This window comes from Paracoccus benzoatiresistens, assembly GCF_026913015.1.
Classification (GTDB): Bacteria; Pseudomonadota; Alphaproteobacteria; order Rhodobacterales; family Rhodobacteraceae; genus Paracoccus; species Paracoccus benzoatiresistens.
In genome coordinates, this window is sequence record NZ_JAPTYD010000021.1 from 18,562 (window position 1) to 31,989 (window position 13,428).

The window sequence follows — 13,428 nt, forward strand, 5'->3', positions numbered from 1 at the left end:
CGGGGACCGGCATTGCAACAGCGCGGCAACCGACTGTGTGTCACGGCTTGCGCAAACAATCAAAGGTTGCAATCGTGGCACACGAACCGCTTCAGCCGCCCTGCGACCAGACAATGTCCAGCGAAACCCGTTTTCCATCGAGAACCTGCTTTCCCGCGTGGGAAAAGTTGACCGTGATGCGGTCGCCGATGCGCGATTGCACCTGCCCTTCCCCCCATTCGGGCGCGCCGGGGTGGCGGACGATCATTCCGGGTTCCAGGATCTCGTTCACGGCGGCGTCCCCTGCAAATTTATTGAAAGGTAATGCCCCATGACCCCGGACACAACGCGCATCCCACCGGGCGAGTTGTCGCAGCTTCTGGGGTCGCGGCTGTGCCATGACCTCGTTTCGCCCTTGGGGGCGATCGGCAACGGGGTCGAACTGCTGGAAATGTCGACGGATTTCCCCGGCATCGACGCCAGCCCGGAACTGAAGCTGATCGCCGAAAGCGTCTCGGCGGCACGCAGCCGCATCCAGATCTTCCGGGTGGCCTTCGGGCAGGTCCAGGGCGACCAGCGCATCGGCCGCGCCGGGCTGGCGCAATTGCTGGACGGCTTCTCGGCCCAGGGCCGGATGCAGATCCAGCTGGATGCCGAAGGCGATTTCGCACGGACGGACCTGCGGATGGTCATGCTGGCGATGATGTGCCTGGAAAGCGCGATGCCCTGGGGCGGCAAGGTCACGGTGCTGCACGGGCCTGCCGGCTGGCGCCTGGTGGCCGATGCAGAACGCACCAAACAGGAACCGGCGCTCTGGGCCTGGCTTGGGGGCGAGGGCCCGCGCAAGCCCCTGCCGTCAGAGGTTCATTTCCCCCTGCTGGCCGAGGCACTGGCCGAGGCAGGCCGCCCCGCCCGCTGGGAGGTCGATGACAAGGGGGCCGAGATCGCCTTCTGATCCCGGCCCGCAGACGTCAGACGCGAACCGCGCCGTCGCCCGTCACTAGATACTTGAAACTGGTCAGCTGCTCGGCACCCACCGGGCCGCGCGCGTGCAGCTTGCCGGTGGCGATGCCGATCTCGGCACCCATGCCGAATTCACCGCCGTCGGCGAATTGGGTCGAGGCGTTGTGCATCAGGATCGCGCTGTCCAGGCCCGCGAAAAAGCGCCGCACGGTTGCATCGTTCTCGGTCAGGATCGATTCGGTATGCTGGCTGCCATGGCGGCGGATATGGGCGATGGCCCCATCAACGCCATCGACCAGCTTGGCCGCGATGATCATGTCCAGGAACTCGCGCCCGAAATCGTCGGGTTCCGCCAGGACGGTGCCGGGAATCCGGGCCAGGTCGCCTTCGGCGCGGACCTCGACCCCCGCCTGCAGCAAGGCTTCCACCAGGGCGGGTCCGTGCTGGGTGTAATACTGCCGGTCGATCAGCAGGCATTCCGCAGCGCCGCAGATGCCGGTGCGCCGGGTCTTGGCGTTCAGGACCACGCGGCGCGCCTTTTCCGGGTCGGCGTCGCGGTCGACATAAATGTGGCAGATCCCCTCCAGATGGGCAAAGACCGGCACCCGCGCTTCTTGCTGGACAAGGCCGACCAGGCCCTTGCCGCCACGCGGGATGATCACGTCGATCAGCCCCTGCGCCTGCAGCATCGCCGTGACCGCCGCGCGGTCGCGGGTCGGAACCAGCTGGATCGCGGCCTCGGGCAGGCCCGCACGGCGCAGCCCCTCGACCATGCAGGCATGGATCGCCTGGCTGGAATGCAGGCTTTCCGATCCGCCACGCAGAATCACCGCATTGCCCGACTTCAGCGCAAGCGCCCCTGCGTCGGCCGTCACGTTCGGGCGGCTTTCATAAATGACGCCGATCACGCCGATGGGCGTGCGCACGCGCTGGATATGCAGCCCGTTCGGGCGGTCCCATTCGGTCACGACCTCGCCTACCGGGTCACGCTGCGCTGCCACGGCCCGCAACCCGTCCTCGATCCCCCGCAGGCGGGAGTCGTCCAGCCGCAGGCGGTCCAGCATCGAATCGGCCAGCCCCTTGTCGCGGCCGAACTGCATGTCCTTGTGGTTCGCCGCCAAAATCTCGGCCTGGCGGCGGCGCAGCGCATCAGCGGCGGTTGTCAGGGCGGTCTGCTTCTGCTGTGGCGTGGCCTGCGCAAGCTCTACCGCGGCGTCGCGCGCGGCTTCACCCATGGTCGCGATCAGCGCCGTTGCATCATCAAGGTCCGTCATGGCCGTATCCATTCGCTTTCATCCCCCAGATCGGGATTTTGTCTTAGCGAAGATGGAAACGAGGCGTTAGATCTGAAATGAGGGGAAATGGCGCGGTTGACGGGGCTCGAACCCGCGACCCCCGGCGTGACAGGCCGGTACTCTAACCAACTGAGCTACAACCGCGCATATATCCGGGCGAAGGTGTGTGTGGCGCGGTTGACGGGGCTCGAACCCGCGACCCCCGGCGTGACAGGCCGGTACTCTAACCAACTGAGCTACAACCGCACACTCACCACCCCGACCGTTTCGCCCGCCGGGGTGAGGGGCGGTTTACGCAGACAGCACGCCCCCGTCAAGGGCGCGTCGGAAAAAATCCGACCGAGCCGCGAGGATAACTGATCCGCCCCCCGCAACAGGGCGCGGGAACGTCGGTCGTGGTCGGCCCCGAGGTCGGAAGCCCCCGCATGACCCGCGCGGCCAGCCAGCCGAAGGCCTGCGCCTCCAGCATGTCGCCATCAAGGCCCGCCGCCTCGACCTGCTGCACCTCGCAGGGCAGCACCTGCGCCAGCCGCGCCATGATCGCAGGGTTGCGCCGCCCCCCGCCGCAGACCAGCACCGCGGCCGGGACTTGCGGAAGCCAGCGGAAGCCGGCGGCGACCGCGCTCGCCAGGGCGGCGACCAGGGTGGCTGCGGCATCGGCATCCGGCAGCGGCCCGACGGCGGCGGAGAGGCCCGCGAACTGGTCGCGGTCCAGCGACTTGGGCGGCGGGCGGTCAAACCAGGGGTGGCCCAGGAACTCGGCGACGATCGCGTCATCCACCCTGCCCGCCGCAGCGAACGCACCGTCCCGGTCATGGCTTTGCCGCAGCCTGCGACGCATCAGGTCATTGATCGGCGCGTTGGCCGGCCCGGTGTCGAAGGCAAGGCAGGCGCCCGGCGCTTCGGGGGCAGGCGCTGCCGGATCGACCCAGGTGATGTTGCCGACGCCGCCAAGGTTCAGGAAGGCCACCGGCTGGGGCGGCAGATGCCCCTGCCCCAGGGCCCACGCGGCGCAGGCCCAGTGGAAGAAGGGCGCAAGCGGCGCGCCCTCGCCGCCCTGCCGCACATCCTCGCTGCGGAAGTCCCAGACCACGGGGCGCCTTGTCCTGCGCGCCAGAAAGGCGCCGTCACCCGCCTGATGCGTGCCACGACCCTGCGGATCATGGGCCAGCGTCTGGCCGTGATAGCCGATCAGCTCCGCTTCGGGGAAATCCGCCGCCATCGCGGCATGGCTGGCCACCGAGATATCCGCAGCCTCGGTCACGCCCGGGTCGCCGGGCCAGCGGCCAAGCGCCGCGTGGAGCGCCGCCGATTCGTTGTCGGAATAGGCGCGAAAGGCGCTGCGCCCGAAACCGGCGATCCGCTCGCCATCCGTCTCGATCAGCGCCGCGTCCACCCCGTCCATCGAGGTGCCCGACATCATTCCCAGAACCCGGATCATCGCGCTTTTCCTTCCCTGCCGCAGCCGGTATATCCGCGCCGATCAGAAGGAAAAAGCCGATGACCTTTCAGCCCAAGTCCGAATTCCTGCGCGTGATGGTCGAGCGCGGCTATGTCGCCGACTGCACTGACTATGCCGCACTGGACCAGGCGCTGCTGGAGGGGCCGGTCACCGCCTATATCGGCTATGACGCGACGGCGGCGTCGCTTCATGTGGGCCATCTGTTGAACATCATGATGCTGCGCTGGTTCCAGAGGACCGGCAACCGCCCCATTACGCTGATGGGCGGCGGCACGACCAAGGTGGGCGACCCTTCCTTCCGGTCCGAAGAACGCCCCCTGCTGACCGAGGCCGCGATCCAGTCCAACATCGACGGGATGCAGCAGGTCTTTGCGCGCTACCTCGCCTATGGCGAGGGTGCGGCGCTGATGCTGAACAACGCCGAATGGCTGGACGGGCTGAACTACCTGGAGTTCCTGCGCGACATCGGCCGGCATTTCAGCGTGAACCGGATGCTGTCCTTCGAATCTGTGAAGTCCCGGCTGGACCGCGAACAGTCGCTGTCCTTCCTGGAATTCAACTACATGATCCTGCAGGCCTACGACTTCCTGGAACTGCACCGCCGCTACGACTGCCGGCTGCAGATGGGCGGATCTGACCAGTGGGGCAACATCGTCAACGGCATCGACCTGACCCGCCGGGTGGACGATGCGGTGATCTGGGGCCTGACCTCGCCCCTGCTGACCACCAGCGACGGGCGCAAGATGGGCAAGTCGGCGGGCGGCGCGGTCTGGCTGAACGGGGCGATGCTGTCCCCCTATGAATTCTGGCAGTTCTGGCGAAACACGACCGATGCCGATGTGGGACGGTTCCTGAAGCTCTACACCGAGCTTCCGGTCGAGGAATGCGACCGCCTCGCCGCCCTGCGGGGATCCGAGATCAACGCCGCCAAGATCCGGCTGGCCAACGAGGTGACGACCCTGCTGCACGGCGCCGACGCCGCCGCAAGCGCCGAGGCCACTGCGCGCGAGGTCTTCGAGCAGGGCGGCGCCGGCGGCGATCTGGAGGTGGCGACCATCGGGGCCGAGGCGCTGTCGGGCGGGCTGACCGTGGCGCAGCTTCTGGTGCAGACCGGAATCACCGCGTCGGGCAAGGAAGCCAAGCGGCTGATCGCCGAAGGCGGGCTGCGGCTGAACAACCAGGCTGTGTCGGATCCGCAGATGGCCGTGGATGCGGCGCTGATCGGGGACGGGCTGAAGGTATCGGTCGGGAAGAAGAAGCACCGCATGGTGACCGTGGCCTGATGCAGCCGCTGCATGGCAGCCTTGCAGGGTCGATTGACGCAAGGTCATCGGGCTGGACACCGTGGCATACCACTCCTATCTCCTGCGTCGGGAGGACCACTCCGACCCGGAAGACAGGACAATGGCACAGAATAACGCACAACCCCTCAGCCTCGCCGCCCGCAAGTTGCAGGCCGAAGCCGATGCCGTGCTTGATCAGATGTTTGGGTATTTCACCCGCGAGGAAGCACCACGCCAAGCGCTGGACGCTCAGCGCCGCGCTGCCTGACAAGCCAGACTGGCACAATATCTTCCGGGGGCGTTCGCGCCCCCTTTGCATGTCTGAGGGCCAAGACGAAGGCTATCGCGCCACCGCCCGCGGATAGCCACTGGCCCGCAACCGCGTCAAGGCCGCCACCAGCGCCTGCCGGTCGGCAAAGGGTCCGGCCAGCACAGCTTTCGTTGGCCGGTTCTGCGCGCGTTCGTTTCGCTGCGCTGTGCGATACCCCATTTCCGACAGGCGACGCAGGGCCGCAAGCGCATTGGCTTCATCCGCATAGCTGCCTATCTGGACATAGCGCGCATTGGCCGGGATCATCTCGACCGAAGCGGGCTTGGCCGCCTGCGCCGCCGCGGGCCGGCGCGCGACGATCGAGGCAGGCTTTTCGGGCGCGGCCTTCCGCGGCCGGGCCGCGGCGGACGTTCCAGTCTGCCCTGCCGACTTGGCGGGACGTTCGGCGGGGGCGGCGACTGGCGCAGCCGCCGGTGGCTCGGCAAGCGCGGCCACAATGCGGGAATCAAGCTCGGCAGCCGCCATGCCGGGGCACAACCCCTGCGTCACGTCCCCGCCGATGATGGGCGGGGCGTCCTTGGCCGGGCGATAGCCCAAGCGCGCAAAGTCCCTTGGGCGCGCTGCCTGCCAACGCGCTGCGCATGCGGGCGTCAAGCTCGACCTGCCGGGCAAGGGTCTGGTCCAGTTGCGCCTGCGCGGGATCGGGCGCGGCAGCGGCCAGCGGTGCCGCGGGCGCGTCGGTCAACAAGTCGCCGGACCGCAGGCCCTCCGCAAGAACCGCCGTCAACACCTCCTCGGGCGAGAGCGGGCTTTCCCGCGCCCCGGACGCCACTGCCGGCTGGCTGGGAGGGAAGCCGCAGATCGGCGCGCCTTCCTTGTCCAGCCGGGGCGACCAGTCGGCGCCGTCACGAACAAAGACGCAGCCGGAGCGGTCGATATACTGCGCGCCAGGAAAATCGCCCGGTGGAGGCGGTTCGGGCGCGGCCCAAACCCGCCCTGGAAGCCAGAGCACCAGAACCATCCAAGCCAAGACCCGCATCAGCCACCCGCGATTCGATTTCACGAACCACGGATAGACCCAAAGCCTGAAGCCTTGGTTAAGGCGGCTATTTCGTGCCGAACATCCGGTCGCCCGCATCGCCCAGGCCCGGCACGATATAGCCGTGTTCGTCCAGCCGTTCGTCCAGCGAGGCGGTGTAGATCGGCACGTCGGGATGGGCCTGGCGCATCCGCTCGACCCCCTCGGGGGCGGCCAACAGGCACAGGAAGCGCAGGTTCGTGGCACCGCGCGCCTTCAGCATGTCGATTGCCGCGACCGAGGAATTGCCGGTCGCCAGCATCGGATCGACCACGATCGTCAGCCGCGCGTCCAGTTCCTTCGGGACCTTGCAGTAATATTCGACGGGCATCAGCGTCTCGGGATCGCGATACATGCCGACGAAGCCCACCCGAGCCGAGGGAATCATCTCGAGGATACCGTCCAGAAGCCCGTTGCCCGCCCGCAGGATCGAGATCAGCGCCAGCTTCTTGCCTTCGAGCGTGGGCGCGTCCATCTCGCAGAGCGGGGTCTCGATCCGGGTCGAGGTCAGCTCAAGCTCGCGCGTGACCTCGTAGGCCAGCAACAGGCTGATCTCGCGCAGAAGGCGTCGGAAGCCTGCGGTGGAAACCTCTTTCTTGCGCATGATCGTCAGCTTGTGCTGGACAAGCGGGTGGTCGACGACGGTCAGGTGCTGGGTCACGGAAACTCCTTCAAAAGTCGGTCGCGGGTCGCCTGATCGCAGAATGCGGCCTCGGCAGCCCAGCGGTTGATCTGTGCGATCTCCGTATCGCCCCAACCGAAGGCATCGGCAAGCCGGTTGTATTCCTGACGCATCGTCGTATGGAAGAACGGCGGATCGTCGGTGGACACCGTGACGCGCACCCCGGCATCGGCCAGCCGCGCGATCGGATGCGCGGACCAGGACTGAAAAAGCCCAAGCACGACATTCGAGCCGGGGCAGACTTCCAGAGTGACGCCGGACCGGGCCAGCTCGCCGACAAGCGCCGGATCCTCGATGGCGCGAACGCCGTGGCCGATGCGCGTGACGCCAAGCGACAGGGCGTCGCGGATGCTGCCCGCGCCACCCCATTCGCCGGCGTGGCAGGTGAGGCCCAGACCTGACTCGCGCGCGCAATCGAAGCTCCAGGCATAGTCGGTCGCGCGGCCCACCGCCTCGGCCCCCCCCATGCCAAAGCCGGTGACCCAGGTGCCGGCGGTCTCTGCCGCGCAGATCGCGGTCTTCTTCGCCCGGTCAGGGCCGAGATGGCGGATGATGGTCAGGATGGCGCGGCTGTCGATGCCGTCCGCGCGGGCCTTGTCGGCGATCTCGGTCATCGCGGCCAGATAATCGCGCCAAGCCGACAGGTCCGCGCCCCCGCAGAACTCGGGCGAGATGAAAAGTTCGGTATAGATCACGCCCTGTTCGGCCGACCGCTCCAGAACCTCGGCCAGCAGGCGGGCGTAATCCTGCGGCGTCCGCAGCACGCTTGTCGCGGCCTCGTAGCAGCGCAGGAAGCCGTCGAACCCGTCATAGGCATAGCTGCCGCGCGCGTCGAAGACGCCGGTCAGATCCGCGCCCTTTTCCGCAGCAAGGCTGCGAATGAAGGCGGGCGGCGCGGCGCCCTCCAGATGCAGGTGAAGTTCGATCTTCTTCACAGGAAGGACCTTCCATGATCGGGCGGCGGCAAGCCCAGATACGCCAGAACCGAGGCGCCGATGTCACTGAATCCCACCAGGCCCACCGCGCGCGGGCCGACGCCCTGGCCCAGCACGGCCACCCGTTCGCGCGTGTGGTCGGTGCCGCGCCAGGACGGGTCGTTGCCATGATCGGCGGTGAAGATCGCCAGATCGCCGGGGCGCAGCGTGGCCAGGAACCGGCCCGCCACCCCGTCGAACCATTCCAGTTGGGCGGCGTAACCCGGAATGTCGCGGCGGTGGCCGAAATTCGTATCGAATTCCACGAAATTGGCAAAGGTCAGGCTGCCCGGTTCGGCTTCCGCCCCCAGGCGGACCAGATGCTCGGCCAGGTCGGCATCCGACTTGCCCTTGTGCAGGCGGGTAATGCCGCGGTGGCTGAAGATGTCGCCGATCTTGCCGATGGCATGGGTCACGCGCCCTGCCCCATGCGCGATATCCAGGATGGTGCGGCCAGGCGGAGCGATGGCGAAATCGCGGCGGTTGCCCGTCCGGCGGAACTGTCCCGGCCCGTCGCCCACGAAAGGCCGGGCGATCACGCGGCCCACGCGCATGGCGTGCAGCATGGGCGCCAGCGACTGGCACAGCCCGATCAGCCGATCCAGGCCAAAGCGTTCCTCGTGCGCCGCGATCTGCAGCACGCTGTCCACCGAGGTGTAGCAGATCGGCCAGCCGGTGCGCAGATGCTCGGACCCGAAATCCTCGATCACCTCGGTGCCCGAGGCGTGGCAGTTGGCGAGGACTCCATCGGTCCCGGCCAGTTCGCATATCCGCGCGGTCACCTCGGGCGGGAAGGCCGGGGTGGTTTCGGGGAAGTAGTGCCAGTCCCAGGGCACCGGCACGCCGGCGATTTCCCAGTGCCCCGAAGGGGTATCCTTGCCGCGAGAGATCTCGGTGGCAGCGCCCCACAGCCCCTGCGGCGGGACCATCAGGCCCGGAGCATCCTGCCCCGAGGCCAGCCTGACCGCCGCACCCAGGCCAAGGCGCGCCAAGTTCGGCATGTCCAGCGGCCGTGCCTGCGCGATGTGACCCAAGGTGTTGGCGCCGGTGTCGGGATGGTTGTCGTTGAGGAACTGGTCCGCGTCGGGCGCGCCGCCGATGCCGACGCTGTCCATCACGATCAGAAAGGCGCGCTTGTCCGTCATGGAGCGATCCTGTCGCGGACCAGGGGACCGGGTGCGCCGTCTTCTCCCAGACGATAGGCAGCGGTGACGGCAGCCACCGCGACATCGGCGGCGGTGTCGTCGGCGGCATGGACCAGCGCCAGGGGACGGCCGGGGCCGACTTCCTCGCCCAGCTTGGCCAGCATGGAGAGGCCCACGCGAGGGTCGATCGCCTCGCCCGCGCGCACGCGGCCGCCGCCAAGCGCGACCACGGCATGACCAAGGGCGGTCACGTCGATCTGAGCCACGCGGCCTTCAGGGGCAGGCACGGGCCGGGTCACTGGCGCGGGGGCAAGATGGGTGTCGGGGTGGTCCAGCAGATCGGCGGGGCCGCCCTGGGCTGCGACCATGCGGCCGAAAACCTCGGCGGCGCGGCCGGAATCCAGCAGGTCCGGCAGCCCGTGATCGCCCTGCCCGACCAGCCGCAGGATCTCGGACGCGAGGGCCAGCGTCAGGTCGCGCAGCGCGCCGGCCTCGCCCCGCAGGACGCGAATCGCCTCGGCCACCTCCAGCGCGTTTCCGGCGCTGCGGGCCAGCGGCTGGTCCATGTCGGTGATCAGGGCGGATGTCGCGCAGCCCGCGCCATTTGCGGTTTCCACCAGGGCCTCGGCCAGCCGCTGCGACGACTCCGCCTTGCGCAGAAAGGCGCCCGACCCTGCCTTCACGTCCAGCACAAGCGCCTGCAACCCCGCCGCAAGCTTCTTGGACAGGATCGAAGCCGTGATCAGATCGATCGATTCCACCGTCGCCGATTCGTCGCGGATGGCATAAAGCCTGCGGTCAGCAGGCGCGAAGTCGCCGCTGGCCGCGACAATGGCGCAGCCGACGGTGCGCACGATGCGGCGAAAGCCATCCTCGGACTGGTCGCAACGGTATCCGGGGATGGCCTCCAGCTTGTCCAGCGTGCCGCCCGTATGCCCCAGGCCGCGGCCCGAGATCATGGGCACGAACATCCCGCGCGCCGCCAGCAGGGGCGCCAGGACAAGGCTGACCGCATCGCCGATGCCGCCGGTCGAATGCTTGTCCACCACCGGCCCCGGCAGATCCCAGTGCAGCACATGCCCCGAGTCGCGCATCGCACGCGTCAGCGCCACGCGGCCCTTGACGCCTATGCCCCTGGTCAACACCGCCATCGCAAAGGCACCGGCCTGCGCGTCGCTGATCGAGCCGTTCGCCAACCCCTGCGCAATCAGCGCCGCGCCCGGCCCGTCCAGACCGCGACCGTCGCGGATCGCCGCAATGACCGGACGGGGGTCGGTCATTCTGCCTTGGCCATGTGCCCGGCATCGAAGCGGCCCGGCAGCAGTTCGCCCACCGTCGTGGCCAGCGTCGCGCCCTCGGTCGTGGCCAGAAGCACGGGGGTGTCGTGGCGGCCGAATTCCGCCAGCTTCTGGCGGCACCCCCCGCAGGGTGGGACGGGAGAGGGGCTGTCGGCGATCACCGCGACCTCGATCAGTTCCGTCTCGCCGGCCGCGACCATGGCGGAAATCGCGCCCGCCTCGGCGCAGGTGCCTTCGGGATAGGCCACGTTTTCCACGTTGCAGCCGCGATAGATGGCCCCCGACGCGCCACGGACCGCGGCACCGACCTTGAACCGGGAATAGGGAACATAGGCCATCTCGCGCACCTGACGGGCGGCATCCAGCAACGACATTCGGCGGCTCCTTCAGCTGATCACGACAGTTTTGCGCAGGGTTGCCGCTAACGCAAGGCGAAGCCTTCTGTTCCCCGCCGGGGAAATGGTTTAACGGTCAACTAATTCGCATACCTGGGGGCAATGATGGAAGAACGCAGACAGGATAACGCCCGGCAAGAGGCGCTGGATTATCACGAATTCCCGCGTCCGGGTAAGCTGGAAATCCGCGCGACCAAGCCGCTGGCCAATGGCCGCGACCTGAGCCGGGCCTATTCCCCCGGCGTGGCCGAGGCCTGCCTGGAAATCAAGGCCGATCCTGCCAGCGCCAGCCGCTATACCTCGCGCGGGAACCTCGTCGCGGTGGTGTCGAACGGCACGGCGGTGCTTGGCTTGGGCAATATCGGCGCCGCTGCCTCCAAGCCCGTGATGGAGGGCAAGGCCGTCCTGTTCAAGAAGTTCGCCAATATCGACTGCTTCGATATCGAGGTGAACGAATCCGATCCCGAAAGGCTGGCGGACATCGTCTGCGCGCTGGAGCCGACCTTCGGCGCCATCAACCTGGAAGACATCAAGGCCCCGGACTGCTTCATCGTCGAAAAGCTCTGCCGCGAGCGGATGAACATCCCCGTCTTCCACGACGACCAGCACGGCACCGCCATCGTCGTCGGCGCGGCGGCCACCAACGCGCTGCATGTCGCGGGCAAGCGGTTCGAGGACATCAAGGTCGTCTCGACCGGCGGCGGGGCGGCGGGGATCGCCTGCCTCAACATGCTGCTGAAGCTGGGCGTCAAGCGAGAGAACGTCTGGCTCTGCGACATCCACGGCCTTGTCTACAAGGGCCGGGTCGAGGACATGACCGTCCAGAAGGCCGCCTTTGCGCAGGAAACCGACGCGCGGAACCTGGCCGAGGTGATCGAGGGCGCCGACCTGTTCCTGGGCCTGTCCGGGCCCGGCGTGCTGAAGCCCGAGATGGTCGCGAAAATGGCCCGCCGGCCGATCATCTTCGCCCTGGCAAACCCCACGCCCGAGATCCTGCCCGACGATGCACGCGGCGTGGCCCCCGATGCGATCATCGCCACGGGGCGCAGCGATTTCCCGAACCAGGTGAACAACGTCCTCTGCTTCCCCTTCATCTTCCGGGGCGCGCTGGACGTGGGCGCGACCACCATCAACGCCGAAATGGAGCTGGCCTGCATCGAGGGCATCGCCGCCCTTGCCCGCGCCACCACCGCAGCCGAAGCCGCAGCGGCCTATCGTGGCGAGACGCTGACCTTCGGGGCGGAATACCTGATCCCCAAGCCCTTCGACCCGCGCCTTGTCGGCGTCGTCAGCTCTGCCGTGGCCCGTGCCGCGATGGAAACCGGGGTGGCGACCCGGCCGATCGCCGATCTGGAAGCCTACAAGCGCAAGCTGGACAGTTCGGTCTTCCGCTCCGCCATGATCATGCGCCCGGTCTTCGAGGCTGCGGCCACCGCCACCCGCCGCATCGCCTTTGCCGAAGGCGAGGATGAGCGCGTGCTGCGCGCAGCCAATGCCATGCTGGAGGAAACCACCGACGTTCCGATCCTGATCGGCCGCCCCGAGGTCATCGCCGTGCGCGCGGAACGCGCCGGGCTGCCGATCCGGCCCGAACGCGACTTCCAGATCGTCAACCCCGAGAACGACCCGCGTTATCGTGACTATTGGGAAACCTATCACCAGCTGATGGCCCGGCGCGGCGTCAGCCCGGACATCGCCCGCGCAATCATGCGCACCAATACCACGGCCATTGCCGGCGTCATGGTTCATCGCGGCGAGGCCGACAGCCTGATCTGCGGCACCTTCGGGCAGTACAGCTGGCACCTGCGCTATATCCGAGAGATCCTTGCGCGCGACGGCCTGTCGCCGATCGGCGCGCTGTCGATGATCATCCTGGAAGACGGGCCGCTGTTCATTGCCGATACCCAGTGCCACGACGACCCGACGCCGCATCAGGTGATGGAAACGGTGATGGGCGCGGCGCGCCATGTCCGCCGCTTCGGCCTGACGCCCAAGATCGCGCTGTGCTGCCATTCGCAGTTCGGCAATCTCGACACCTATACCGGCCGCAAGATGCGCGAGGCCCTGGCGCTTTTGGACGCCAGGAAGCCCGACTTCATGTATGACGGCGAAATGCACGTCGATTCCGCGCTCAATCCGGCGCTGCGCGAACGCATCTTCCCCGGCTCGCGGCTGGAAGGCGTTGCAAACGTGCTGGTCTTTGCCGGGACCGATGCCGCGTCGGGCGTCAGGAACGCACTGAAGATGCGCGCCAACGGGCTCGAGGTCGGGCCGATCCTGATGGGCATGGGCAACCGCGCCCATATCGTCACCCCGTCGATCACCACGCGCGGGTTGCTGAACATGAGCGTGCTCGCCGGAACCCCGGTCGCCCATTACAGTTGATCTCCTGCGCCGGGCGATTCGTTCTTGGATCGCCCGGCACGCCGCATCTGCATTGCTGCATTTGCAAAAACGTTGGTGCCGCATGGCTGGGTTTGCAGGCGTTTCCGCTTTGCAAATCCTCCATGCCCTCTTTTGCTAAAATCTGTCCCAAGCGCATTCCCGCTCTCGCTAACATTGTTGCGTGAAGCCGCCTCTGCTTCGTAACAAGACGAAGGGGA

At 67.5% G+C, this 13,428-nt stretch carries 14 protein-coding genes and 2 tRNA genes; 4 read left to right on the forward strand and 12 right to left on the reverse strand.

Translation table 11 applies throughout. From position 1 onward, the window contains the following. Nucleotides 1–91 precede the first annotated feature (91 nt). Nucleotides 92–271, reverse strand: coding sequence for a DUF3553 domain-containing protein (locus OU682_RS13810; RefSeq protein ID WP_268942740.1), 180 nt, complete (start codon nt 269–271; stop codon nt 92–94). 39 nt (nt 272–310) lie between these two features. Between OU682_RS13810 and OU682_RS13815 the strand changes: the two genes are divergently transcribed. Next, entirely contained in the window at nt 311–934 is a 624-nt protein-coding gene (locus tag OU682_RS13815; protein WP_268942741.1) for a histidine phosphotransferase family protein, read from the forward strand. A gap of 16 nt (nt 935–950) precedes the next feature. On the opposite strand, the gene OU682_RS13820 is transcribed toward OU682_RS13815, so the two are convergent. The 4 genes from OU682_RS13820 to OU682_RS13835 form a co-directional block, all read right to left on the reverse strand. Continuing rightward, a complete protein-coding gene (locus OU682_RS13820; protein ID WP_268942742.1) occupies nt 951–2,216 on the reverse strand; it encodes a glutamate-5-semialdehyde dehydrogenase in 1,266 nt (421 codons plus the stop codon). Between the two features lie 88 nt (nt 2,217–2,304). Continuing rightward, nucleotides 2,305–2,381, reverse strand: a tRNA-Asp gene (locus tag OU682_RS13825). 25 nt (nt 2,382–2,406) lie between these two features. Next, nucleotides 2,407–2,483: transfer RNA gene (locus OU682_RS13830), tRNA-Asp, on the reverse strand. Nucleotides 2,484–2,550: 67 nt separating this feature from the next. Further along, the gene (locus tag OU682_RS13835; protein WP_268942743.1) at nt 2,551–3,678 is read right to left on the reverse strand and encodes an anhydro-N-acetylmuramic acid kinase; all 1,128 of its coding nucleotides are present in this window, start codon (nt 3,676–3,678) and stop codon (nt 2,551–2,553) included. A 59-nt stretch (nt 3,679–3,737) separates the two neighbouring features. Here OU682_RS13835 and tyrS point away from each other — a divergent pair, with 59 nt between their 5' ends. Then, nucleotides 3,738–4,982 carry a tyrosine--tRNA ligase gene (gene tyrS / locus OU682_RS13840; protein WP_268942744.1) on the forward strand — a complete coding sequence of 415 codons (1,245 nt, stop codon included), beginning with the start codon at nt 3,738–3,740 and terminating at the stop codon, nt 4,980–4,982. Between the two features lie 121 nt (nt 4,983–5,103). Further along, on the forward strand, nt 5,104–5,250 hold the full coding sequence (locus OU682_RS13845) for a hypothetical protein (RefSeq protein ID WP_268942745.1): 147 nt from the start codon (nt 5,104–5,106) through the stop codon (nt 5,248–5,250). 72 nt (nt 5,251–5,322) lie between these two features. On the opposite strand, the gene OU682_RS13850 is transcribed toward OU682_RS13845, so the two are convergent. The 7 genes from OU682_RS13850 to OU682_RS13880 form a co-directional block, all read right to left on the reverse strand. Continuing rightward, on the reverse strand, nt 5,323–5,802 hold the full coding sequence (locus tag OU682_RS13850) for an SPOR domain-containing protein (protein ID WP_268942746.1): 480 nt from the start codon (nt 5,800–5,802) through the stop codon (nt 5,323–5,325). After that, nucleotides 5,759–6,265 (reverse strand): hypothetical protein, encoded by a 507-nt coding sequence (locus OU682_RS13855; protein WP_268942747.1) that lies wholly within the window; start codon nt 6,263–6,265, stop codon nt 5,759–5,761. Before OU682_RS13855 ends, OU682_RS13850 begins: the two co-directional genes overlap by 44 nt. A 94-nt stretch (nt 6,266–6,359) precedes the next feature. After that, nucleotides 6,360–6,992 carry a uracil phosphoribosyltransferase gene (upp, locus tag OU682_RS13860; protein ID WP_268942748.1) on the reverse strand — a complete coding sequence of 211 codons (633 nt, stop codon included), beginning with the start codon at nt 6,990–6,992 and terminating at the stop codon, nt 6,360–6,362. Further along, nucleotides 6,989–7,948, reverse strand: coding sequence for an adenosine deaminase (locus OU682_RS13865; protein WP_268942749.1), 960 nt, complete (start codon nt 7,946–7,948; stop codon nt 6,989–6,991). Before OU682_RS13865 ends, upp begins: the two co-directional genes overlap by 4 nt. Beyond that, the gene (locus OU682_RS13870) at nt 7,945–9,132 is read right to left on the reverse strand and encodes a phosphopentomutase (RefSeq protein WP_268942750.1); all 1,188 of its coding nucleotides are present in this window, start codon (nt 9,130–9,132) and stop codon (nt 7,945–7,947) included. The genes OU682_RS13865 and OU682_RS13870 overlap by 4 nt, the downstream gene beginning before the upstream one ends. Next, nucleotides 9,129–10,412, reverse strand: a complete 1,284-nt coding sequence (locus tag OU682_RS13875; protein ID WP_268942751.1) for a thymidine phosphorylase — start codon at nt 10,410–10,412, stop codon at nt 9,129–9,131. Before OU682_RS13875 ends, OU682_RS13870 begins: the two co-directional genes overlap by 4 nt. Continuing rightward, on the reverse strand, nt 10,409–10,804 hold the full coding sequence (locus OU682_RS13880) for a cytidine deaminase (RefSeq protein ID WP_268942752.1): 396 nt from the start codon (nt 10,802–10,804) through the stop codon (nt 10,409–10,411). Before OU682_RS13880 ends, OU682_RS13875 begins: the two co-directional genes overlap by 4 nt. A 126-nt stretch (nt 10,805–10,930) precedes the next feature. Between OU682_RS13880 and OU682_RS13885 the strand changes: the two genes are divergently transcribed. Continuing rightward, the gene (locus OU682_RS13885; RefSeq protein ID WP_268942753.1) at nt 10,931–13,210 is read left to right on the forward strand and encodes an NADP-dependent malic enzyme; all 2,280 of its coding nucleotides are present in this window, start codon (nt 10,931–10,933) and stop codon (nt 13,208–13,210) included. Nucleotides 13,211–13,428: the final 218 nt, after the last annotated feature.

Coding starts and splice junctions, on each gene's coding strand:
- OU682_RS13835 (WP_268942743.1), bottom strand. CDS start 3,678: ATGATCCGGGTTCTGGGAATGATGTCGGGCACCTCGATGGACGGGGTG.
- OU682_RS13875 (WP_268942751.1), bottom strand. CDS start 10,412: ATGACCGACCCCCGTCCGGTCATTGCGGCGATCCGCGACGGTCGCGGT.
- OU682_RS13885 (WP_268942753.1), top strand. CDS start 10,931: ATGGAAGAACGCAGACAGGATAACGCCCGGCAAGAGGCGCTGGATTAT.
- OU682_RS13820 (WP_268942742.1), bottom strand. CDS start 2,216: ATGACGGACCTTGATGATGCAACGGCGCTGATCGCGACCATGGGTGAA.
- OU682_RS13815 (WP_268942741.1), top strand. CDS start 311: ATGACCCCGGACACAACGCGCATCCCACCGGGCGAGTTGTCGCAGCTT.
- OU682_RS13845 (WP_268942745.1), top strand. CDS start 5,104: ATGGCACAGAATAACGCACAACCCCTCAGCCTCGCCGCCCGCAAGTTG.
- OU682_RS13870 (WP_268942750.1), bottom strand. CDS start 9,132: ATGACGGACAAGCGCGCCTTTCTGATCGTGATGGACAGCGTCGGCATC.
- OU682_RS13880 (WP_268942752.1), bottom strand. CDS start 10,804: ATGTCGTTGCTGGATGCCGCCCGTCAGGTGCGCGAGATGGCCTATGTT.
- tyrS (WP_268942744.1), top strand. CDS start 3,738: ATGACCTTTCAGCCCAAGTCCGAATTCCTGCGCGTGATGGTCGAGCGC.